Genomic DNA, 20878 nt, shown 5'->3' on the forward strand with positions numbered 1-20878 from the left:
AGACACCTTGAAGCTGACATGCAACGCTACCCTCGGCGAATGGCGCGAGCTTGGTGCAGCAAAAAGGCAGCTATTTGGGGCTGGCCGAGAATGCTTTGAGTTTGTTTGATGACGCTCTCTCGAAGTTTTTGAACACCGAAGCGACGACAGATTTTTTGCCGTCGCTTCGCCATTCCGCGAACTCAGTTCAGGACTTTAGGTAGGTGTCAAACCAATCAATGGTGCGGTCCCAGGCCAAGTTTGCCATTTCCTCGTCATACCGAGGCGTACTGTCGTTATGAAAGCCGTGGTTGGCATTCTCGTAGATGTAGGCCTCGTAAACCTTATTGTTGGATTGCAGCGCAGCTTCGAACTCCGGCCAACCTGCGTTGATGCGTTCATCAAGCTCTCCCATCTGAATCAGTAGCGGTGCCTGAATTCTAGCCACATCCTCGGAGGCCGGTTGGCGGCCGTAGAATGGCACGCCGGCTGCCAATTCGGGGTAGGCCACGGCAATTGCGCTGACCACACCACCGCCATAGCAGAAACCTACAGCGCCAACTTTCCCAGTACAGTCTTCCCGGTTCAACAGGTATTCGAAGCCATTGAAGAAGTCATTCATCAGCTCGACCCGGTCGACTGTCTTCTGCAACTCGCGCCCATCTGCGTCGTTGCCGGGGTATCCGCCAACCGACGTTAGGCCGTCAGGAGCCAGTGCCATAAAGCCTGCTTTCGCCAAGCGTCGCGCCACATCTTCGATGTAGGGATTCAGACCGCGGTTTTCGTGTATCACGAGCACCCCGGGCAGGGGTTCTTCCACACCAGCGGGACGAACAAGGTAGCCTCGGACACCACCCGTTCCGTTCGGAGAAGGGTAGGTTATGTAGTCTGCGTGGATATCGGGATCGTTGAACGACACCTGCTGTGCCAGCGCATAGTTCGGACTGAGCATGTTCAATAACGCGGCAGCCGTTAAGCCGCCAACCGCGAATTTTCCGGCGCGGTCCAGAAATTGGCGTTTGGTGATCTTTCCGTGCGCATAATAGTCGTACAGATCCAGCAGTTCCTGATCGAAGTCTTTTGCCGTCATGCGAGTCATGGTCAATCTCCTGATGAGGTGGCGATTCAATCCGAGGGATACTATCAGTTCCCAGGGTTATGGTTTGTTCGAAGTTCTAGGCAGGTCGGCTAAGATATTGCCGTAGCGGGTTCCTTCTTCGTGTGCTGATCGCGCAGAACGTTCTTTTGGACTTTTCCCATGGTGTTTCGTGGCAACTCTTGGACGAGTTCGTAGCGACGCGGATGTTTGAAGCGCGACAGCCTTTCCCTGATGATTGATGCAATCTGATCCGTGTCGAGTTCTACGCCTGGCTCAGCAACCAGAGCGGCAATGATCTCTTCCCCGAAGTCGTTGTCAGGGACGCCAAAGACTGCCGACTCCAGTACGCCATCGATGTCGTTTAAAACGTCTTCGATTTCCTTGGGGTAGACGTTGTAACCGCCAGTAATGATGAGGTCTTTTGAACGACCTACAATCGACAGGTAGCCATCCTCGCTGTATTTGCCCAGATCCCCGGTGATAAAGAACCCATTCTCGCGAAGTTCTGCAGCGGTTTTTTCGGGCATCTGCCAATAGCCTTGGAAAACATTAGGGCCGCGTATCTCGATCATTCCAACCGCCCCTCTGGGCAGTTGCTCACCGGTTTCAGGATCAGTGACGATCACCTCGATGCCGGGCAATGCCATGCCAACAGTTCCTGCGCGACGTTCGCCAGTATAAGGGTTCGAGGTGTTCATGTTTGTCTCGGTCATACCGTAGCGCTCCAGGATGCGGTGGCCTGTGCGCGCTTCGAACGCCTGATGGGTTTCGGCCAGCAATGGGGCAGAGCCCGACACGAACAACCGCATGTTCGCCGCCGTCTCTTTGGTGAAACCGTCATCTGCCAGCAATCGAGTGTAGAAAGTTGGGACGCCCATTAGAAGGGTTGAATGCGGTAATTCCTCCAAGACCATTCCAACGTCGAATTTTTCCATCAGCCGAACCTCGGACCCGGCGACTAGTGACGTGTTCATCGCCACGAAAAGCCCGTGCGTGTGAAAGATCGGCAACGCGTGAACCAAGCGATCGTTGTTTGTGATACCCCACAAATCCGCGAGAGCTTGCGCATTGGTCAAAAGGTTCTGGTGGCTCAACATTGCGCCCTTAGAGCGACCCGTGGTTCCCGACGTATAAAGCAAAGCCGCAAGGTCGTCCGGGGCGCGATCAACGGTTTCAAACTCGCGGGGCTGCGCGTCAGCTTGGCGGCTTAAGCTTGATATTTCACCGCCAAGGGTAAGCAGCCTTGCGCCATACCGATCCGCCAATGTTTTGATCTCAGCTTCGTCGTTGTCGTCGCAGACGATCACCGCAGGCTGGGCGTCAGATGCGAAGTAGTCCAATTCTGCCATTGTGTAAGCAGTGTTTAGCGGCAAATAGACAGCACCTGCCTGAACTGAAGCAGCATAGAGTGCAACCGTATCGGCCAACTTTGGGGCCTGCACAACGATGCGGTCGCCAGGAGAAACTCCACTTTTCCGCAAAACATGCGCGATCTGCGCAGCGCGTTTCAGAAACGCGTCATATGACACTACTTTTCCGTCATCGAGTAGCAGGAACGGAGCCTCGTTTCCCGCGTGGTGGGCAAACAAGCTGTCATAAAGTGTGTTAGTCACGCTGGATTTTCCTCTGGTCTGGGCGCAAGTACTGCGGTTGAAGCCGCGCGCACGGAACGCGAGGTTTCGATTGTGGCGTGCGTCACAAATTCTTCGTGGTGACGTTCAGTCTTTTTCAAGTCGTAGAGGTAATTGACCATTGCGCCGCCGGATTGGGATCGTCCGTTCTGTGACGGATCGGCCCCGGCATGCAGTTCGTGAAGCTCGGCTCCATTGCCCAGATGAAAGCGGGCCACTGGGTCCAGCGGCATCCCATCTTCGCGCTTGGCGTGTAACAGGTATCGGGCGGCCATCGCCCGCACGTCCTGCGGAGGGGCTGTTCCCGCAATTACGGCTTCGGCAGCATGGCCATGCTCGGAATGTCCTGTTTCGCCAGCTAACCACCGGTTCATACCGGGTATCGGAGACAAGGTCACAAATGTGTCGAGGCCCGGAAGCTCTCGCGAAAGTTCGGTCACAACCTGTTTGATCAGCAGGTTTCCAAAGCTGATTCCCGTTAGCCCCCTTTGGCAGTTTGAAATTGAGTAGAATGCGGCGATTTTGGCCTGTTCTGGTTCGATCGGTTCTCGAACTTCGGACAAAAGCACATCAATCGCGTTCGGAATTTCAGTCGTCAAAGCAACTTCGACAAAAATCAGCGGTTCATCCGGCATTGAGGGATGAAAAAATGCAAAACAGCGACGGTCGGGCGGGAAAAGCCGGCGCCGCAAGTCGTCCAGATCATGAATCTGATGGACGGCCTCATACGCGACGATCTTGTCCAGAACGCGGGCTGGTGTATCCCAACTGATTTGTTTGAGGACCAGAAAACCCCGGTTGAACCAGCTTCGCAGTAAATGCACGAAATCTACATCTGTGCGCTTGAGTTCGGGGTTGGATTTGAGAAAACGCAACAGGTCAACGCGCATTGCCACAAGCTCTTGCGTCGCGCCGGAGGGTTGATTCAGACGGCGCAGCAATTCTTGCCGTTTGGGTTCGGCCGCCTCGCTAAGCCTTTTATAAAGATCGACACTTCTACACTCGGCATAACGACGCGCCGTCTCAGACAGTTGATCCGCGTCTAACTCAAGCTGGTCATTCAAATAAACGAAGAAGTCCAGTTTTTCCGGGTCGTCCAAGGTCTGGTATCGATCCAGTATCGTTGATGCGAGTGCGAAACCTGATACTTCACCTTCCGCAGACAAGAGTGCTTCACATAGCTCCGAGATGGATCGCTTGTCATCCTTGCCCCGCTTTTTGCCGGGGCGGTCGAACAACTGATCAAGCAAATCGCCCAGAAACCAGTTCCGCTGCATTTCACGACTCCATCTGACTGCTCAGATACTCACCTGTTCGACGGTAATGATCGATCAAATGCCGCGTTGCGCTATCTGCATCGCGATCCAGTGCTGCGTCCAGTATTTCCTGATGCTCTGCGTTGATATCGCGCTTTTTGTAACTCGACCCGCCAGCCGCCAGATATCGATAGCGGATGTTCAGGTCGTAGAGCTGCGAGCAATACCGCAAGAGTAAAGGAAGCCTCGCATTATCCAACAAGGCCATGTGAAACGCCTTGTGTGCGTCTTCAAAGTCGTGTGCCCCTTTTGGGCTCGCCTTTTTCATATGGTGGTGCCGCAAAACAAGCCTGTCTTCCCAGGCTGAGTCTGCATTGGCGATGGACTTGCGCAACGCGGATTCTTCAAGACTGCATCGCAACATAAGGATTTCCTCGAAGTTGCATTTGCTTACTGGTGCAGCCCTGAATCCGCGCTGGTCAATTCGTTCCACCAACATATCCGATGTCAAAAGGCTTAGAGCTTCACGAACCGGGCTTGCGCCGGTCTCAAGGAGCCCACGGAGCTGTTCAATCTTGAGCTTTTGGCCTGGCGGCAGCTCGCCAGTCAGGATCATTTCGCGCAGCTTTCGATACGCACCATGAGTGGCGGATGTCTCTTTAACCTCGGTATCAAGCATGGCTTCCATGTCTGGCATTCCCTTCTACGTGGTGCAGTCTGCTGGGAGCTCTTAGCTGAGCGTGCTCGTTCCAGTCGATAGCCCGATTGAGATGTTCAGCGAGCCCTCGTTTATCAGCCATCGCCGAAGTACAAAGCTGCGTGCACCGCTTTTGTGCATCGGGTCATCTTCTGCCAGCTTTCGGGCGGCTTCGAGACTGTCGGCCCTATAGATGATGAGGCCAATCCCTTGCATATGCTCGCCGGTTTCATCCGACATGGGGCCTGCAAAAGCCAACTGCCCCGAATGTTCAAGCTGCGCCTGATACGCCAGGTGATCTGGCAGTGAAGCTTTTACATCTTCGGGCGCTTTGGCTGGCGTGCTCAGCGCGACGTAAAGCTCCAACGCAAGCGCACCGCGGCTTTTCGCATCTGATTTGTAGTCTGCCCAAGCAACCATTCGCGGCCTCCAAAAATATCGATATTATTTGACATATTGCAAAATAGTCGGCAAAAATCAAGCAAGCTAACATGGAAGGTGACAATGAAATACCTGGTGGGAGAGACTTCGGAAGGCACAGCGGTTTTTGCCGTGAACGGTGAAAACGCAGTGAATCTAACGGCTTTGGACCCTGCCGTCGGTTCCGATTTGATGGGTTTGATTGGCCAGCCAGGTTTGGCCGACTCGCTGGCTGAAAAAATCATCTCGGCGGAAGCTGTGCCGTTATCCTCAGTCACACCGGCGTTGCCCGTGGCGTCACCCGGCACAATCATTTGCATGGGTTTGAACTATACGGATCACATCAAAGAGGGCGGCTACGACATCCCCGAATATCCAACGCTGTTCATGCGCGGTAAGAATTCGATCATGGCGGCGGGCCAACCCATGGTGCGGCCTGCGTGTTCGGAAAAACTCGACTACGAAGCCGAGCTTATGCTGATCGTTGGAAAACGCGGCCGCCATATCTCGGAGCAGGACGCGCTGGATTATGTCTTTGGCTACACTGTATTCAACGATGGTTCGCTGCGGGACTATCAGCGCAAAACCGTTCAGTGGACGCCCGGCAAAAACTTTGATGACACGGGCGCGATCGGTCCTTTCACCGTGACGCCGGATGAGCTGCCCGAAGGAGCATCAGGTCTGAAGATCGAAAGCCGTGTGGGCGATGAAATCCTGCAAAGTTCGAACACGGCCAATATGATCTGGGGTGTCCGGCAGGTAATTGCGACGATCTCGGAATATACTACTCTGGAGCCGGGGGATCTGATTGCTCTGGGCACGCCACCTGGTGTGGGACACGCCAAAAAGCCCAATCCCCGTTGGTTGAAGCCCGGCGAAACCGTCGAGGTCGAGATTGAAGGCATTGGAGTTTGCGCCAGCCCAGTGATTGACGAAAAAGACGCCAAGTCAAAGGTCGCCGCAGCATGACCGCACCAACCGGGGCAGAGCTGGAAGCACTTCGCGCCAAGGCGCAGCAAGATCATCGTGATCTGCGCCAGCGCATTCCGCGATTGTCCGAAGATGCAATTGCCTTGATCCTTCGCGAGTCCAGGTCTCACTATGCCTGGACCGACCAGCCGGTTTCTGACGATCTGCTCGAAGAGATTTACGACATCACGATCAACGGCGCGACCAGCATGAATACGCTGCCCGCCCGCTTCGTTTTCGTGAAAAGTGCCGAAGGAAAAGAGCGGCTTGCCAAATCGTTGAAGCCGAAGAACGTGCCAAAAATGATGGATGCGCCGGTCACGGCGATCATTGCCTATGACATGGACTTCTGGAGGGAATTGCCTTTTCTTTTCCCGCACGAAGACCGACGGCCATTGTTTGAGAACAATCCCGAATATGTGGCCGATACAGCTTTTCGCAACGGAACGCTTCAGGGCGCTTACTTCATGATCGCCGCCCGAGCTGTCGGGTTGGATGTCGGCGCGATGTCCGGCTTTTCGAACAAGATCGTCGACGAGGAGTTCTTTGCAGGAACAACGCTCAAGTCGAACTTTTTGTGCAATCTGGGCTACGCAGATGAAACGGGACTGTTTCACAAGCTGCCTCGCTTCCCATTCGAAAAGGTTTGCTCTTATGCATGAGGAGGTGACCCAGTGGCCATGAAAGTGAAACCTGTCGTCACGTACCGCACGACAGCTCAATGCCCGACGCACGCGCGGACCGAGATTCCCATTCGTGATTTAGATGTTGTCGTAGACGAACCGGTCGAACGGGGCGGAACAAATCTTGGCCCGTCTCCGACCGAAACCGCAATGGCAGCGCTGATCGCCTGCACCAACGTCATCGGGCACAAGAATGCGCACCGTTTGGGAGTTGATCTTGGCACAGTGACGATAGACGCGAAATGCAGGTTGGATCGCCGTGGTGTCCTAATGGAAGAAGAGATCGATGTTCCGTTTCCGGAAATTGAACTCACCGTGAATTGTGAAACGCCCGCCAGTCAGGAGGAGCTGACACGCGTGGGTGAGGAAACGGCCAAATACTGTGCCATCGCAAAGCTGTTCGAAGCGGCAGGCACTGACCTGACCGTCAACTGGGTCAAAACAAGCAGCTAAAAGTCAACAGACCCGACTTTCTGGGAGGAGAGAAATGAAAAACTGGACCAAACGCAGCCTTGTTGCGGCTGCTGTGGCAAGCGTCATGGCGATGCCTGGTATGGCGGAAGAGACCATTTCAGCCGTTGTGATTGATGGGTACCCAGATCGGGCCCTTTGGGTGAAGGAATTCACCAATTTCTTCATTCCAGAAGTGGACAAGCGGCTGGCTGAGTCCGGTAACTACAAGATGAGCTGGCAAGAGAACTATGGCGGTTCGATCGTCAAGCCGAAGGGTGTTTTGGAAGGTGTCCAGCTTGGCCTTGGAGATATTGGGATCGTCACAACGATCTTCCATTCTTCAAAACTTCCTAGTCAGGGTATCTCGGGTTCGACCCCCTTCGTTGCATCCGACGCCCGTGCTGTGGCCAAAGCCGTGGATGAAATCGCGCGTGAGTTCCCGGCGATGCAAAATGAGTTTGCCGCGCAGAACCAGGTTTACCTGGCAACAGGTGTGGTGCTCGATACCTATCAGGTTTTCTGTACAGAGCCGGTTTCGGCTGTTTCAGATCTGGAAGGCCGCAAAGTGGCCGGAGCTGGACTGAATCTCAGATATCTTGAAGGCATCAAAGACGCGGCAGGGGTACGTGGTGGCCTGACCGATTTCTACAATATGCTTCAAACTGGCCTGGTCGATTGTGCGATGCTTTGGCCCGAGGCTGCCAAAACATTCAAGATCGCCGAAGTCGCTCCTTACATGCTCAAAGCTGACTTGGGTGCGGTGAATTCCAAGACGATAACTGTGAACTCTGACTATTGGGCAAAGTTGCCCGACGAAGTCAAAGACGTTCTTAAGGCCGTTGCCATCGACTACCGTGATCATGTGGCCGGTATTGCTATGGACCGCGCCGCGGCCTCAAGGGATGCCTATACCGAAGCCGGCGGAATGATTGTCGAAGTTTCGGACGAAGAACGAGCGGCTTGGGCCAACGCCATGCCAAATGTTGCACAGGAATGGGCAGCCACCCTGAATGAAAACGGAGAACAAGGCGACGCGATTTTGGCCGCTTACCTCGGCAAGCTGCAGGACGCGGGTTTCACCGGAGTTCGTGACTGGACGGCCAAATAACTGGCTGGCGATCCACGAAAGGGGCCTTTCATGCTGAAGACCGCAGTTGCTGGCTTGTCGCGGGTCGCCAATTCGCTTGCAATCGCCGCCAACGCATTGGGTACGCTTGTCGTCTTGGCGTTGGTGGTCATTCTGAATGTTGACGTCATTGCGCGGGGCCTGTTTTCGGCCCCACTGCGCGGAACCTATGAGATGGTGCAATTCTCGGTCGTGATGATCGTGTTCCTGCAGCTGGCCGATGTGGTCAGAGTGGATCGATTGACGCGCTCGGACGGGTTTTTGAACCTGCTACACCATCGTCGCCCCGGTCTGACAGCCAACCTGAGGCGCATCATCAACGCGATTTCCGCAATCTTCATGGCCCTGATCGCTTATGTAACCTTCCCGGAATTTCTTCACATGTGGGAGACACAAGACTACTTCGGAGTACCGGGTCTTTTCACATTGCCTTGGTGGCCGGTCAAACTGGTCATCGCGTGCGGTACTGCGCTTGCCTGCGTGATCTTCCTGCTCAAGGTCGTCACGGCGCAGGACCGCCCGCAACTTGTCCGCACCCCAGAGCATGACGAGGCCGCGGAATGACCCCGATCGAGATTGGCCTGATCTCGGTCATCGCCATCGTCTTTCTGATTTACGCGGGCGTTTACATTCCTATCGCTCTGGGCGTGGTCTCGTTCGTGTCGATCTGGCTGATGCGGGACAACTTCACGCTTGCGCTCAACCTGTTGAAAGTGGCGGTTGGCGATAGCGCGATGGAGTATAGTTTTGCGACCATCCCGCTGTTTACCTTTATGGGGCTCATCGTTTCAAAAGCTGGACTAGGCAGGGATATTTACGAGGTCATGACCATGCGATTTCGCAAGGTCAAAGGCGGTATCGGAATGGCGACCGTCGGAGCAAATGCAGTGTTTGCGGCCGTTACCGGGTCGTCCATTGCGTCCGCATCAGTGTTCACCAAAGTCTCGGTCCCGCAAATGATGGCGCAGGCTTATAACCCGCGCTTTGCGGTTGGGGTTGTAGCCGGGTCTTCGGTCCTGGGGATGATCATCCCGCCGTCGGCAATGCTGATCATCTATTCCTTCGTGGCCGAACAATCCGTTGGGGACATGTTCCTGGCGGGGGTAATTCCGGGGATTATGCTGGCAATCGCTTATGTCGGCGCGATTTGGATCATGGGGCGCTTCACCCCAGCTTTCGTCGGTGGTCGTGTTGTTGAAGACACCGAGTGGATGTCAGAACGCGAGATCGCCTCCAAGACACTGCCGACACTGTTCATCATTGCCATCGTGCTTGGTGGTATCTACACGGGTTGGTTGACGGCAGTAGAAGCAGGGGCCGCCGGGGCTTTCGTTGCGCTAATCATAGCGGTTGCCCGCAAGTCGATGTCTCCCCGCGCATTCTGGGACGCATTGCTGGAAACCGGTCACATCACGGCGGCGATCCTGTTCCTGATCACAGCCGCTTCAATCTACAGCCGCATGCTGGGACTGGCCGGGCTGCCCAATCAACTGCAGGATCTGCTCGCGGGGAATTCCGCATCCTTTTGGTCGATCATGCTGCTCTATGTTCTGTTGATGCTGTTTCTGGGAACACTGCTCGACACGGCGTCGATCATTCTAATCGTTGTTCCGTTGTTTCTACCTATGGCCGAGGCGCTGGATATGTCGCTGATCTGGTTCGGCATTATCACCGTGGTCGGAGCCGAAATCGGGCTTTTGACACCGCCTTTGGGCATATCCTGCTTCGTTATCAAATCTACGATCAACGATGACCGCATATCACTCAAAGACGTGTTCATGGGCGCACTTCCCTTTGCGTTCGTGATGCTGATCGTTCTGTTCATTCTGATCGAGTTCCCAATCCTCAGCCTTGCCCTGATTTAAGGAGGCCAAGATGCGCTCTGTCACCAAAGACAATATCACTGACGTCTTCATGGGGTACCTGTCCAAAGACTCCGATCCACGGATGCGCGAAATCATGGGCTCCCTGGTTAAACACCTGCATGATTTCGCTCGGGAAACCAACCTGACTCATGACGAATGGCGGGCCGGGATTGCGTTTCTGGAAGGCTGCGCCGCGGTGGAAACCGAGGATAGGCATGAATTTGTGCTCGCCTCGGACGTGTTGGGCCTTTCGTCATTGGTTGACATGCTGCATTCCAGCCCTGACGCGACCAGTTCGTCTGTGTTGGGGCCGTTTCACGTCTCTGGCGCACCCCCGCTGCCGATCGGTGGCGATATGAAACGTCACTACGGCGGGCCGGTCCTTCTTGCTGAAGGCGTGATCCGGGATACCGAAGGCAACGCGATTGCCGGTGCAGAGCTGGATATCTGGCAAACGGCGCCAAACGGCCTTTATGCAAGCCAGGACGAAGAGCAAGACACCTTTTCATTCCATGGTCTGATGACGGTCGGCTCAGATGGCCGTTACGCTTTCACCACAGTCAAACCAGTTGAATATACGGTGCCATCTGATGGGCCAGTCGGAGACATTCTGCGAGCCTGTGGTCGCCATCCCTGGCGACCGTCGCACCTGCATTACATCGTCAAGGCTCCCGGTTATCGCACTTTGGTGACCGAGATATTTCCCGACGATGATCCCTATCTGGATGAAGACACGGTGTTTGGCGTGCGCGACGATCTGGTGATGACATATGTTGAACGTCCAGCTTCTGAATTTCCTGATGGCATGGAGCTTTCTGGTAAGATCAATGAACCTTTCTTGCATGTGAATTTCGACGTGACGCTTGCCAAGGACTGATTGATAGATTGGAGGCTTGAGGTGCTGAAACGTATCTTCATTTTGGGCGCTGCCCTGTTTTGCAGTGCTGCCATCGCACAAGAGCGGCCCATCTTCGACGCGCATATTCATTACAGCCACGACGCCGTCGAATTGGTGCCACCAGAACAGGTGGCTAAAATCCTTCGGGATGCGGGCGTGCGGAAAGCGCTAGTTTCCAGCTCAGACGACAATGGCACTCAGCTGTTGTTGGCCGCGGCACCGGACATCGTCGTTCCAGCGTTGCGCCCGTACCGTCGTCGCGGTGAAATCAACACCTGGATGCACGATGAAACTGTAATTGATTATCTGGAAGAAAACCTGGCCAAAAACGACTACGAAGCTATCGGCGAGTTTCACGCTTACGGCGACGATATCAAAACGCCGGTCATCCAGCGTATGATTGCACTGGCCAAAGAGCGGAACCTCATTTTACACCACCACGGTGATCGCAAGGCAGTTGACTTGATCTTCGAGACTTGGCCAGAGGCGCGGGTTTTGTGGGCGCATTCTGGCTTTGACGACCCGGCCAGTGTGTCTGATGCTTTGGACACTTATCCCAGGCTTTGGGCGGACTTGGCTTTTCGGTCGGATATGGTTTCACGCGGCCGTTTAGATCCGGATTGGAAGGCCGCGTTCGAGGCGCATTCCGAACGGTTCATGGTTGGGACGGACACATTTGCGCCTGAACGTTGGTACTATGTTGGCCCGCACGCAGATTTTTCGCGTGAATGGCTGGATCTGCTGCCGGATCGGATCGCAGACAACATCGCCTATGCCAACGCTGAACGTTTGCTGGCATCAGAATGATCCGCTGGGTTGCCTGGCTTCTTGCTTCACCGGGCGCAGCAATTGCTTGTGACGCTGTGGGGCAACGCATGGGGTCGGAAGCCCCTGATGCGCCTGCGGTTTATTTGGGTGTCAGCGAAATTCCGTTGGCCCAACCGTTTTCCGTTCTGATTTCAGTCTGCAGTGAAGCAACGGCACATGAGGTGCGTGTTGATGCAATCATGCCCGCTCATCGGCACGGTTTGAATTACGTTCCCGAAGTTTCGGCATTGGGCGATGGAATGTTCCGGGTCGATGACTTGCTGTTTCACATGCCGGGACTCTGGGAGCTGCAGGCTGACGTTCACATCGGAGGGCGATCGCTGTCCTACACGTCAGAGATTACGCTCAAATGAAGTTCTGGGCTTTAACCGCGCTTTTGACGCTTCCGGTTGCGGTACACTCAGAAATTCTATTGTCCGAAGAGGAAATACAGCAAACGCTTTCCTTCGGGCCGTGGCCGCCAACATACCAGTCAGACCCCAGCAACCGCGTTTCAGGTGACACAAGAGCTATTTCGCTCGGCGCGGCTTTGTTCAACGATCCGGTGCTGTCGGTAGACGGCGCTTTTTCGTGCGCGAGTTGTCACGACCCCGAACAGGCATTTGCAACATCCGAGGCACGGGCGCTCGGCCGTGTCAGGTTGGATCGGAACACCCCATCCCTGAGAAACCTTGCGGGTCTGCGCTGGTACGGTTGGGGAGGCAAGAGCGATAGTCTCTGGGCGGCAAGTCTGCATCCGATCATCGAAGAACAAGAGATGGCTCATAGCAGCGAAAGTCTAAAGGCGGCAATCTCCGAGAGTTCTTATGCTGCTGATTTTGAGTCCATTTTTGGCAATATCCGAGATCAAGACCCGGATTTGGTGCTGGTCAACACTGCCAAGTCTTTGTCAGCCTATTTGGAGACGCTTAGAACCGAGCGGACACAATTTGACAGTTTCCGCGATGCGCTGGAACGCGGAGATCTGTTGGCGGCTGCGAACTATCCCGAAGCTGCTCAGAGAGGTCTAAAGCTCTTTCTGGGGCGCGGGAAATGTGCCCTTTGCCACAATGGCCCGGCATTTTCCAACAATGAATTTCACGACGCCGGTGTGCCTTACTTCCTAAGCGAAACCGAAGTCGATGAAGGACGGTTCGGCGGGTTGAACTTCCTATTTTCAAGCGTCTACACACTGGACGGGGAATGGAACGACGATCCCGCCAAGCAAGGTGCGTGGGCGGTTCGCAGTGTGCATAGGCGTCATTCTGATTTTGGGACTTTTCGTACGCCAAGTTTGCGGGGTGTGGTTGAAACTCCGCCCTATATGCACGACGGCAGTTTGATCGACTTGGACGCGGTGGTCCGGCACTACAGCGAGCTTGATACCGAAAGGCTGCATGCCGACGGTGAGGCCATACTCTCAGAACTGAGCTGGTCCGAGCAGGAGATCGCTGATCTCATTATGTTTTTGGAGACTTTGTCCGGCGTTACATGGCCCTGAGATACTCCAATTCGGCCAAAGCGCCGCCTGAGTTATGTGGCACGCCGAATTTGGCTGACCTCATCTCCAGGTCAGAGGATGTGGTCATTGGCCCATCCCGGTCACCTTCAGGCTAATCCGCCCCGCTGGTTCAAGCGAGGAGAGTCAACCTTGTTCCGGATCGGTTCGTGGTTGCCGAGGTAAACTGAGACTGGTTCGAATGCGCCTGACAGCGCCGCCACTCACTCCCGCCTTTCTCCGCTGATTTTTTCGCCACGGGTTTCTGTGGGTGGTACCTTGGGCTGTGCCGCTCTACCTTGATCAGAGAAGGCGCGATATGGAGACTGCGGCCGTTTATCCGAAGCGTGCAGTGTTTACCTAAATCCTCCGCCGTCCATTCATCACTCTGCAGCAATTTCAAGCAGGAGCGTCATCTTTACACACGAGTGAATTTCAAGCGTATCCGCAAGGCCGCTCTCGCCGAGCGGCCTCAACGTTGCATGGCCAAAAAAGGGCAGCGCCATGGACAATGTGGAGTCCGGTGCTCATCCGCCTACACCTCCATGCACCCTGTTCAATTGAACTTATTAAGTATGAACTCTGCTTCCATCATGTTGACTGAAAGATAGGATCGTCCATCTGGACAATGGCCAGACAGGAAACCTTTCGCGATCACTACTCAGACAACACTGCTCCATTCAGGTCAAAGTGCTTTGGGAACATTGCGCGCAGAAACCGGAAAACAATTCTCATTGCTTCGTCGCGGTCAAATGAATCCGGGTGGAGTAGGTAATCAGTCCACATGCCTTCGAGCATTGCGAGTGTGCCGTGCGTGGCGTCCCTGGCAACTTGATTAGGGTGGTCCGTGCCAGATTCTTTTGCAATTCGAGCGAAAGCGTTGAAAACCAAGTTCCGAAGCTTGGCGTCGCGGGTATCTGAAAACGCAGCGATTGCTGCTCTGTTTCGGGCTTCGCCTCGAAATGCGTACCAAATAGAGACGTTTTTCTTGTTGAGGATGGTTTCACTCAAGTCACCCCGAACAATCATCTCAATATGTTCCTGCCCGGTTTGTCCGGTCGTTTCCAACAACTCATAAATGCCATTGTAGTATTGTTCGGATGAATAGCGGGCGGCTTCGTCGACCAAGTTGTCTTTCCCACCAAAATGAAGATGAATCATGCCGCGGGACAGATTGGCGCGTTGGATGATTTCGCTGACTGAGGTCTCGGAAATCCCTTTCTCTGCCACCGAGTCGAGTACGGCCTCGATCAGAGAAAGGCGATTTCGTTCGCGTATTTCTTGTCGTCTTCCGGTCATATGATTAGGCGGCTCTATTTGTTTTCAGTCTCTTGCGGTGGCGTCTAGTGGCCGATGCGAAATTGGCCAGCCTCTATGTCGAAATAATCAGTTGACACAACTAGTGCAAAAATCCCAGATTTAAATGGACGATTGTCCATTTTGTGATCGACTGTTGTCACAGCATCGAAAACGACATTCAGCAGGGAAGCATGGCAGGAGCACTACGAAGTGAGACGGGCAAGGGCCTGGCACTTAGCGCGCCTGCGACGCTCTACGTGGGGCTGCTTGTAGCCGTACCGCTCTGTATTCTTGTCGCCTACAGTTTTTGGACCCAGACATATGTTCAGATTGACCGGACAGTGACTTGGGCGAACTACCAAGAGGCGTTTACTGACCCCTTGGTTCGACACCTAATGATCCGTTCGGTTGCAATTGCGGGTGCGGTGACCTTGGCAACGGTTTGTCTGGCCTATCCGATTGCCTACTTCATTGCTTTTCGTACGCAAAAAAAGACCCTCTGGCTGTTGTTGATCACTATTCCTTTTTGGAGCAGCTACCTTCTGCGCGTGTTCAGTTGGAAACTCATTCTTGGTTTCAACGGGGTGTTGAACTCGGCACTGATTTCATTGGGTTTGATACAAGAACCACTGACATTCCTGCTCTACAATGAGTTTGCTGTGGTCCTTACGCTCGCCCACGCCTGGGCACCGTTTGCCATCCTGCCGATCTATGTATCGCTGCAAAAGATTGACCGCAGCCTTTTGGAGGCCGCAACAGACCTTGGCTGCAGTAAGTTGGAGCGCTTTGTACGTGTGACACTGCCCCTGACGGTGCCGGGGATCATCGCGGCCTGCCTGATCATTTTCATCCCAACCGTCGGCGATTACGTCACTCCGGCCTTGGTCGGTGGATCTCAGGGAAAAATGGTCGCGAACTTGATCCAGGTGCAGTTTGGCGCCGCCAATAATTGGCCGTTGGGTGCAACTCTGTCTCTTCTCGCCATGCTTTCGGTCGGCTGCGTTGCGATCCTGTTCGTGGTGGTCGTCACCGCATTGGGTCGGAGGATCAGATGACCAGGGTATTTCGCATCTCATGGTTGCTGGTTTACGCGATCGCCTACCTGGTGTTTCTCTATCTGCCGGTTTTGCTGTTGCCGCTGTTTTCGTTCAATGACGGAACCATCGTGGCGTTCCCGCTCAAAGGTTTCACGTTGAAATGGTACGCGCAGTTGGGTCAGCAAGACACGCTGTTGCAAGCCATGGTGAATTCGCTGATCGTCGGCAGCGTGACTGCCCTGATGGCAACTTCGCTGGGTCTCTTTGCAGCTCGCGCCTATGTCCGTTATCGCTTCACGGGGCGTGAGTTGTCCGAGGGATTGGTCATGCTTCCACTGGTCATTCCCGGCATCATCGTTGCCAGTTCAATGCTGGTTCTGTTTATCAGCATCGGGCTGAAACCATCGCTGACCACCGTGATCCTTGGGCATGTGTTTGTGGCGCTGCCCTTTTCCGTGTCGATTATGAAGTCTGCGTTTGACGATTTCGACCAGTCTTTGGAGGAGGCCGCGTTCGATCTTGGTGAAAGCGTTGTTGGAACGTTTCGACGTGTTACCCTGCCAATCGTCGCGCCGGGTATCATTGCCAGCCTATTGGTCACCTTCACAGTGTCGTTTGACGAGTTCGTCTTGGCCTTTTTCCTATCCGGAAACAGCCCAACACTGCCGGTCTATATCTGGAGCCAGATCCGCTTCCCGGCAAAACTGCCCAACACGTTGGCGCTTGGGTCGCTGCTTTTGCTGTCGTCCGTTCTGCTGCTGTTGATTGCTGAATATTTCCGCCGCCGATCCATCCAGTCCTCAGATTGAAGCCAAAGGAAACAAGTAAGATGAGCGAACAGAACATCATCGAAATTCGGGGCGTAGAAAAACGCTTTGGTTCCTTTGTGGCTGTGTCTGATCTGAACCTGATCTTGAAAGAAGGTGAGTTCTTTTCGTTGCTTGGCCCTTCAGGCTGCGGCAAGACAACGGCTTTGCGCATAATCGCGGGTTTTCAGGATCACGAAGAAGGCGAGATCCGGATCGATGGCCGAACGATGGGAGAGGTGCCTGCCAACAAGCGCCCTACAAATATGGTGTTCCAAAGCTATGCGATCTTTCCGCACCTGAACGTCGGCGACAATGTTAGCTTCGGATTACGCAAGACCAGGCTTTCGCGGAAGGAAATCAAAGAGCGCGTTGCCGAGGCGCTTGAGATGGTCGAGCTTGGCGGCCTGCAGGACCGAAAAGCCAACGAATTGTCAGGAGGTCAGCGGCAACGTGTGGCACTCGCCCGGGCACTCGTTTTGCGGCCCAAGGTATTGCTATTGGATGAACCGTTGTCTGCGTTGGACAAAAACCTGCGCGAAACGATGCAGTTGGAAATGCGACGCCTTCAACAGAAGCTTGGAATTACTTTCGTCATGGTCACGCATGACCAGTACGAGGCGATGACCATGTCCGACCGCATCGGCGTCATGTTCGCCGGGCAGCTCAAGCAGGTGGATAAGCCAGAGGTCCTTTATTCCCAACCCTGCAACCGGGAAGTGGCTTCTTTCATCGGTGGAATGAACTTTCTGGATGCCGAAGTGAATTCGGAGAATTCTGAAACGCTCGAAGTCAACGTCAAGGGCTTTGGAAAGATGGAAATCGGGGTGAACCCCAACGTCCAGGTGCATGACAAGGAACTCCTTGTCGGGGTTCGGCCTGAGCAACTGGAAATCAGCTCGCAAAAGCCGGATGGCTACGATGCTCTTGTTCAGGGCGAGGTTTCGGACGTCGCCTTTTATGGCGAGAGTGTCCACTACTATGTGCGCGTCGATGGTCTGAAAGACAGCATTGCCGTCGCAGTACCAAACTACTTTCACACGGTCGACCACACGCGCGGCGATACCGTCTGGCTTGGCGTTCAAAGCGCCTCGGTGATTGACTTGGGTAAACGTGAATCTTTGGGAGGAGAACAATGATTAAAACAGCATCACTTACGGCAGCAGTAGTTGCCACCTTTACCGCGGGCCAAGCTCTGGCGAACGCCGCTGACCTGACCGTTTTTGACTGGTCCGGATATGAGGATCAGGGTTTCTACGGCGATTATGTCGAAAAGTACGGTGGGGCGCCCAGCTACACCTATTTTGGCAGCGTGGAAGAAGCGTTCACCAAGCTTCAATCCGGGTTTGAAGCCGATTTGGCTCACCCTTGCACAGATGCTCTGAGGAAATGGGTGGCGGCAGATTTGATCAAGCCAATCGACACCAGCAAGCTGGAGAATTGGGACAAGTTGATGCCCAAGATCAAAGAGGTCGATGGCATCACGATCGATGGGCAGACCTACATGGTGCCGTTTGAGTGGGGCAACACTGGCCTGATCTATCGCACCGATATGATTTCGGCAGATGATGTTTCGCTGCAATTGCTTGCAGATCCCGCCTATCAGGGCAAAGTCGCCATTCCGGACGCCGCTTCCAGTGCTTTTGCAATGGCAGCCTTGGCGACTGGAGCGTCCAGCTATACCGATATGAGTAACGAGGAATTCCAAAAAGCGGCGGACTATCTGCGCGCGGTTCATCCGAACGTGCGCTTTTATTGGTCTGATGCCGGCCAACTGGATCAGGCAATTGCCAGCGGTGAGGTCACGCTGGGTTGGGGATGGAACCAATCGGAACTGAACCTGATCTGGAACGAAACCCCAGCAGTCATGATGCGTGATGTGGACAAAGGCATCGCGACCTGGGTTTGCGGTTATGTACATCTGAAATCTGCGAACCAGTCGGATGAGCAGGTCTATGACATGCTGAACGCGCTCAGCTCCGCGGCAAGTGGGAAGTACATCATTGAAAGCTGGGGGTACGCCCACGCCAATGAAGACGCTTTTGCACAGGCAGACCCGGAGTTGATCGAAACTTACGGGTTCTCGGATGTGGACAGTTTCTTTGAAGGCAGCCTGTTTTTCGACGCCGTTAACCCCGAGTTGGAGGCCAAGATGTTGAAGGAATTCGAGCGCATCAAAGCGGGCTTCTAAAGGCGCCCTTACAACACAGCCGGGAATGGTGGGGACGTAGTAACCCTTCCATTCCCACGAGACTATTTCCGATTTTCTTGGAGGAAGCGCGGCAATGTCAGGCGCTGACGGATATTCTGTACTCTTTGAACCGGTTCAAATTGGGCCAGTGACAGCCCGAAACCGGTTCTATCAAGTGCCCCACTGCAACGGCATGGGGCACTTGCGACCGCAGGCCGAGGCCGCCATGCGGGCGATGAAGGCCGAGGGTGGTTGGGCCGTCGTCTCCAATCAGGAGACGGAAATTCACCCGACTTCTGACCTGTCCCCGTTTGCCGAAAACCGACTTTGGGATGAGCGGGATATCCCGGCGCTCCGCCTGATGACCGAGGCGGTGCATGGAAAGGGGTCTTTGGCGGCTATTGAATTGGCGCATAACGGTCACCATGCGCAAAATCATCTGAGCCGGGCCCCTTTGCTGGCGCCTTCAGAACTTGCCTTGCAAACTGCTTATCCCAAGCAAGCCAGGGCGATGGATAAGGCGGACATTCGCGAATTTCGCAAGTGGCATCGCGCAGCGGCTCGCCGCTCGCGCGAAGCCGGGTTCGACATCGTGTATGTATATGCCGGGCATCACATGACCTTGCCTCATCATTTCCTGCTGCCACAGTTCAATGATCGAACGGATGAATATGGAGGTTCATTGGAGAACCGGGTGCGGCTAACCCGCGAGCTTCTCGAAGAAACCAAGGAAGAGGTTGGAGATGATTGCGCCATTGCCCTGCGATTTGCGGTTGACGAAATGCTCGGGGCAGACGGCATGCAAGCGCAGGAAGAAGGCCGTGCTGTAGTCGAATTGCTGGCCGAGCTTCCAGACCTTTGGGATGTTAACGTGGCAGATTGGAGCAACGACTCTGCGACGACCCGGTTCGAGCCCCGCGACGGCTTTCAAACCTCATATATCGAATTCGTGAAACAGGTGACTTCCAAACCTGTTGTTGGCGTCGGGCGTCTTACCTCGCCGGATTTGATGGCGTCACTGGTCAGGAAAGGCATCCTTGATTTTATCGGCGCGGCGCGGCCATCCATCGCTGATCCGTTTCTGCCCAACAAAATCAAGGAAGGTCGCATCGAAGAAATCCGTGAGTGCATCGGGTGCAATATCTGTGTTTCATCCGACTCTCTCGGTGTCCCCATACGCTGCACACAAAACCCGACCATGGGCGAAGAGTGGCGGCGGAAATGGCATCCAGAGTTCATTGAGCGTCGGGGGAAAGAGAAAACCGCGCTCGTTGTGGGCAGCGGACCAGCCGGACTTGAATGCGCCATGCAATTGGCGCGGCGGGGATACGAGGTAACTCTGGCGGAAGCCAAGCAAGAGCTTGGCGGCCGTGTCTTGCAGGAGTCTGGTCTGACCGGGCTATCCGCTTGGAAACGCGTCACAGATCACAGAATTTATGATCTTAGGCAAAGAGGGAACGTTCAACTGTTCACCGACAGCCTGTTGTCAGCAACCGAGGTTGTCGAGCTGGGTATTCCGAACGTCTTTGTTGCAACTGGCGCAAAATGGCGCCGAGACGGGCGCGGGAAATCTGGATTTCACGGCGTATCAATAAGCGCCGGCGCTCAGGTATTTACGCCGGATGACATCATGTCAGGGACACTGCCGGGGAGCGGTCCGGTTTTGGTCTACGATGATGAACAGGCATATCTCGGTGGTGTATTGGCGGATCATCTGGCTCGGGCTGGACATGAGGTCGTCTTTGTAACCCCGGCTTCAATGGTTTCGCCGTTTACTGAACTAACGCTGGAACAAACTCGAGTACAACGCAGCCTTCTGGAGGGCGGCGTTCAACTGGTCCTGTCTCATATATTGGACAACGTGGCGCCGGGGCAGGCGACCGTGCGATGTGCGTACACGGGGCGAGAACAGACCAAAGAATGTGGTTCAGTTGTGTTGGTGACGCAGCGCGCGCGCGAAACCAACCTCTACGATGAACTGCGCAGCTTGGCCAACAACCCGCTGACTACGTTGGAATTGATCGGGGATGCAGCTAACCCCGGCTTGATCGCGGACGCAGTATATTCGGGACACATGGCTGCTCGGAGTTTCGAACGCGAGGCGGGCGAAATTGACCGCGAATTCTTCCGTCGGGAACTCGTTTCCCTTGAACTTGTATGAGGT

At 54.5% G+C, this 20878-nt stretch carries 21 protein-coding genes; 15 read left to right on the forward strand and 6 right to left on the reverse strand.

What is annotated here, in order from left to right; all coding sequences use genetic code 11:
• Positions 1 to 187 precede the first annotated feature (187 nt).
• From yghX to ACR0IR_RS03220, 5 genes are all read right to left on the reverse strand, one after another.
• Positions 188 to 1078: a YghX family hydrolase gene (yghX, locus tag ACR0IR_RS03200; protein ID WP_170363811.1), complete on the reverse strand. Its 891-nt coding sequence runs from the start codon at positions 1076 to 1078 to the stop codon at positions 188 to 190.
• Between the two features lie 89 nt (positions 1079 to 1167).
• Positions 1168 to 2691: a malonate--CoA ligase gene (locus tag ACR0IR_RS03205; protein WP_170363810.1), complete on the reverse strand. Its 1524-nt coding sequence runs from the start codon at positions 2689 to 2691 to the stop codon at positions 1168 to 1170.
• Positions 2688 to 3986, reverse strand: a complete 1299-nt coding sequence (locus tag ACR0IR_RS03210; protein ID WP_170363809.1) for a malonyl-CoA decarboxylase — start codon at positions 3984 to 3986, stop codon at positions 2688 to 2690. Before ACR0IR_RS03210 ends, ACR0IR_RS03205 begins: the two co-directional genes overlap by 4 nt.
• Before the next feature lies 1 nt (position 3987).
• The gene (locus ACR0IR_RS03215; RefSeq protein WP_170363808.1) at positions 3988 to 4653 is read right to left on the reverse strand and encodes a GntR family transcriptional regulator; all 666 of its coding nucleotides are present in this window, start codon (positions 4651 to 4653) and stop codon (positions 3988 to 3990) included.
• Between the two features lie 42 nt (positions 4654 to 4695).
• On the reverse strand, positions 4696 to 5082 hold the full coding sequence (locus ACR0IR_RS03220) for a YciI family protein (protein WP_170363807.1): 387 nt from the start codon (positions 5080 to 5082) through the stop codon (positions 4696 to 4698).
• 84 nt (positions 5083 to 5166) lie between these two features.
• On the opposite strand from ACR0IR_RS03220, the gene ACR0IR_RS03225 reads away from it, so the two are divergent.
• From ACR0IR_RS03225 to ACR0IR_RS03270, 10 genes are all read left to right on the forward strand, one after another.
• Positions 5167 to 6051 carry a fumarylacetoacetate hydrolase family protein gene (locus ACR0IR_RS03225; RefSeq protein ID WP_170363806.1) on the forward strand — a complete coding sequence of 295 codons (885 nt, stop codon included), beginning with the start codon at positions 5167 to 5169 and terminating at the stop codon, positions 6049 to 6051.
• Positions 6048 to 6713, forward strand: a complete 666-nt coding sequence (locus ACR0IR_RS03230; protein WP_170363805.1) for a malonic semialdehyde reductase — start codon at positions 6048 to 6050, stop codon at positions 6711 to 6713. Before ACR0IR_RS03225 ends, ACR0IR_RS03230 begins: the two co-directional genes overlap by 4 nt.
• A gap of 18 nt (positions 6714 to 6731) precedes the next feature.
• Positions 6732 to 7187 (forward strand): OsmC family protein, encoded by a 456-nt coding sequence (locus tag ACR0IR_RS03235; RefSeq protein ID WP_170339947.1) that lies wholly within the window; start codon positions 6732 to 6734, stop codon positions 7185 to 7187.
• A gap of 34 nt (positions 7188 to 7221) precedes the next feature.
• Positions 7222 to 8295 carry a C4-dicarboxylate TRAP transporter substrate-binding protein gene (locus tag ACR0IR_RS03240; protein WP_170363804.1) on the forward strand — a complete coding sequence of 358 codons (1074 nt, stop codon included), beginning with the start codon at positions 7222 to 7224 and terminating at the stop codon, positions 8293 to 8295.
• A gap of 30 nt (positions 8296 to 8325) precedes the next feature.
• Positions 8326 to 8877, forward strand: coding sequence for a TRAP transporter small permease subunit (locus ACR0IR_RS03245; protein WP_170363803.1), 552 nt, complete (start codon positions 8326 to 8328; stop codon positions 8875 to 8877).
• Positions 8874 to 10178: a TRAP transporter large permease gene (locus ACR0IR_RS03250; RefSeq protein ID WP_170363802.1), complete on the forward strand. Its 1305-nt coding sequence runs from the start codon at positions 8874 to 8876 to the stop codon at positions 10176 to 10178. The genes ACR0IR_RS03245 and ACR0IR_RS03250 overlap by 4 nt, the downstream gene beginning before the upstream one ends.
• Before the next feature lie 10 nt (positions 10179 to 10188).
• The gene (locus tag ACR0IR_RS03255; protein ID WP_170363801.1) at positions 10189 to 11055 is read left to right on the forward strand and encodes a dioxygenase family protein; all 867 of its coding nucleotides are present in this window, start codon (positions 10189 to 10191) and stop codon (positions 11053 to 11055) included.
• Between the two features lie 21 nt (positions 11056 to 11076).
• On the forward strand, positions 11077 to 11883 hold the full coding sequence (locus ACR0IR_RS03260) for an amidohydrolase family protein (RefSeq protein ID WP_170363800.1): 807 nt from the start codon (positions 11077 to 11079) through the stop codon (positions 11881 to 11883).
• A gap of 200 nt (positions 11884 to 12083) precedes the next feature.
• Positions 12084 to 12257, forward strand: coding sequence for a hypothetical protein (locus ACR0IR_RS03265; protein ID WP_170363799.1), 174 nt, complete (start codon positions 12084 to 12086; stop codon positions 12255 to 12257).
• The gene (locus tag ACR0IR_RS03270; RefSeq protein ID WP_170363798.1) at positions 12254 to 13384 is read left to right on the forward strand and encodes a cytochrome-c peroxidase; all 1131 of its coding nucleotides are present in this window, start codon (positions 12254 to 12256) and stop codon (positions 13382 to 13384) included. Before ACR0IR_RS03265 ends, ACR0IR_RS03270 begins: the two co-directional genes overlap by 4 nt.
• Before the next feature lie 654 nt (positions 13385 to 14038).
• Here ACR0IR_RS03270 and ACR0IR_RS03275 read toward each other — a convergent pair.
• A complete protein-coding gene (locus ACR0IR_RS03275) occupies positions 14039 to 14680 on the reverse strand; it encodes a TetR family transcriptional regulator C-terminal domain-containing protein (RefSeq protein WP_170363797.1) in 642 nt (213 codons plus the stop codon).
• A 191-nt stretch (positions 14681 to 14871) separates the two neighbouring features.
• Here ACR0IR_RS03275 and ACR0IR_RS03280 point away from each other — a divergent pair, with 191 nt between their 5' ends.
• The 5 genes from ACR0IR_RS03280 to ACR0IR_RS03300 all read left to right on the forward strand — a co-directional run bounded on the left by ACR0IR_RS03280 (position 14872) and on the right by ACR0IR_RS03300 (position 20875).
• The gene (locus tag ACR0IR_RS03280) at positions 14872 to 15735 is read left to right on the forward strand and encodes an ABC transporter permease (protein ID WP_170363796.1); all 864 of its coding nucleotides are present in this window, start codon (positions 14872 to 14874) and stop codon (positions 15733 to 15735) included.
• Positions 15732 to 16526, forward strand: a complete 795-nt coding sequence (locus ACR0IR_RS03285) for an ABC transporter permease (protein ID WP_170357403.1) — start codon at positions 15732 to 15734, stop codon at positions 16524 to 16526. The genes ACR0IR_RS03280 and ACR0IR_RS03285 overlap by 4 nt, the downstream gene beginning before the upstream one ends.
• A gap of 20 nt (positions 16527 to 16546) precedes the next feature.
• A complete protein-coding gene (locus ACR0IR_RS03290; RefSeq protein ID WP_170363795.1) occupies positions 16547 to 17662 on the forward strand; it encodes an ABC transporter ATP-binding protein in 1116 nt (371 codons plus the stop codon).
• Positions 17659 to 18714 (forward strand): ABC transporter substrate-binding protein, encoded by a 1056-nt coding sequence (locus tag ACR0IR_RS03295; protein WP_170363794.1) that lies wholly within the window; start codon positions 17659 to 17661, stop codon positions 18712 to 18714. The genes ACR0IR_RS03290 and ACR0IR_RS03295 overlap by 4 nt, the downstream gene beginning before the upstream one ends.
• Before the next feature lie 94 nt (positions 18715 to 18808).
• Complete coding sequence (locus ACR0IR_RS03300) at positions 18809 to 20875, forward strand: oxidoreductase (RefSeq protein WP_170363793.1); 2067 nt, start codon at positions 18809 to 18811, stop codon at positions 20873 to 20875.
• Positions 20876 to 20878 lie beyond the last annotated feature (3 nt).

The sequence above is a fragment of the Ruegeria sp. CF2 genome (genome assembly GCF_056537385.1).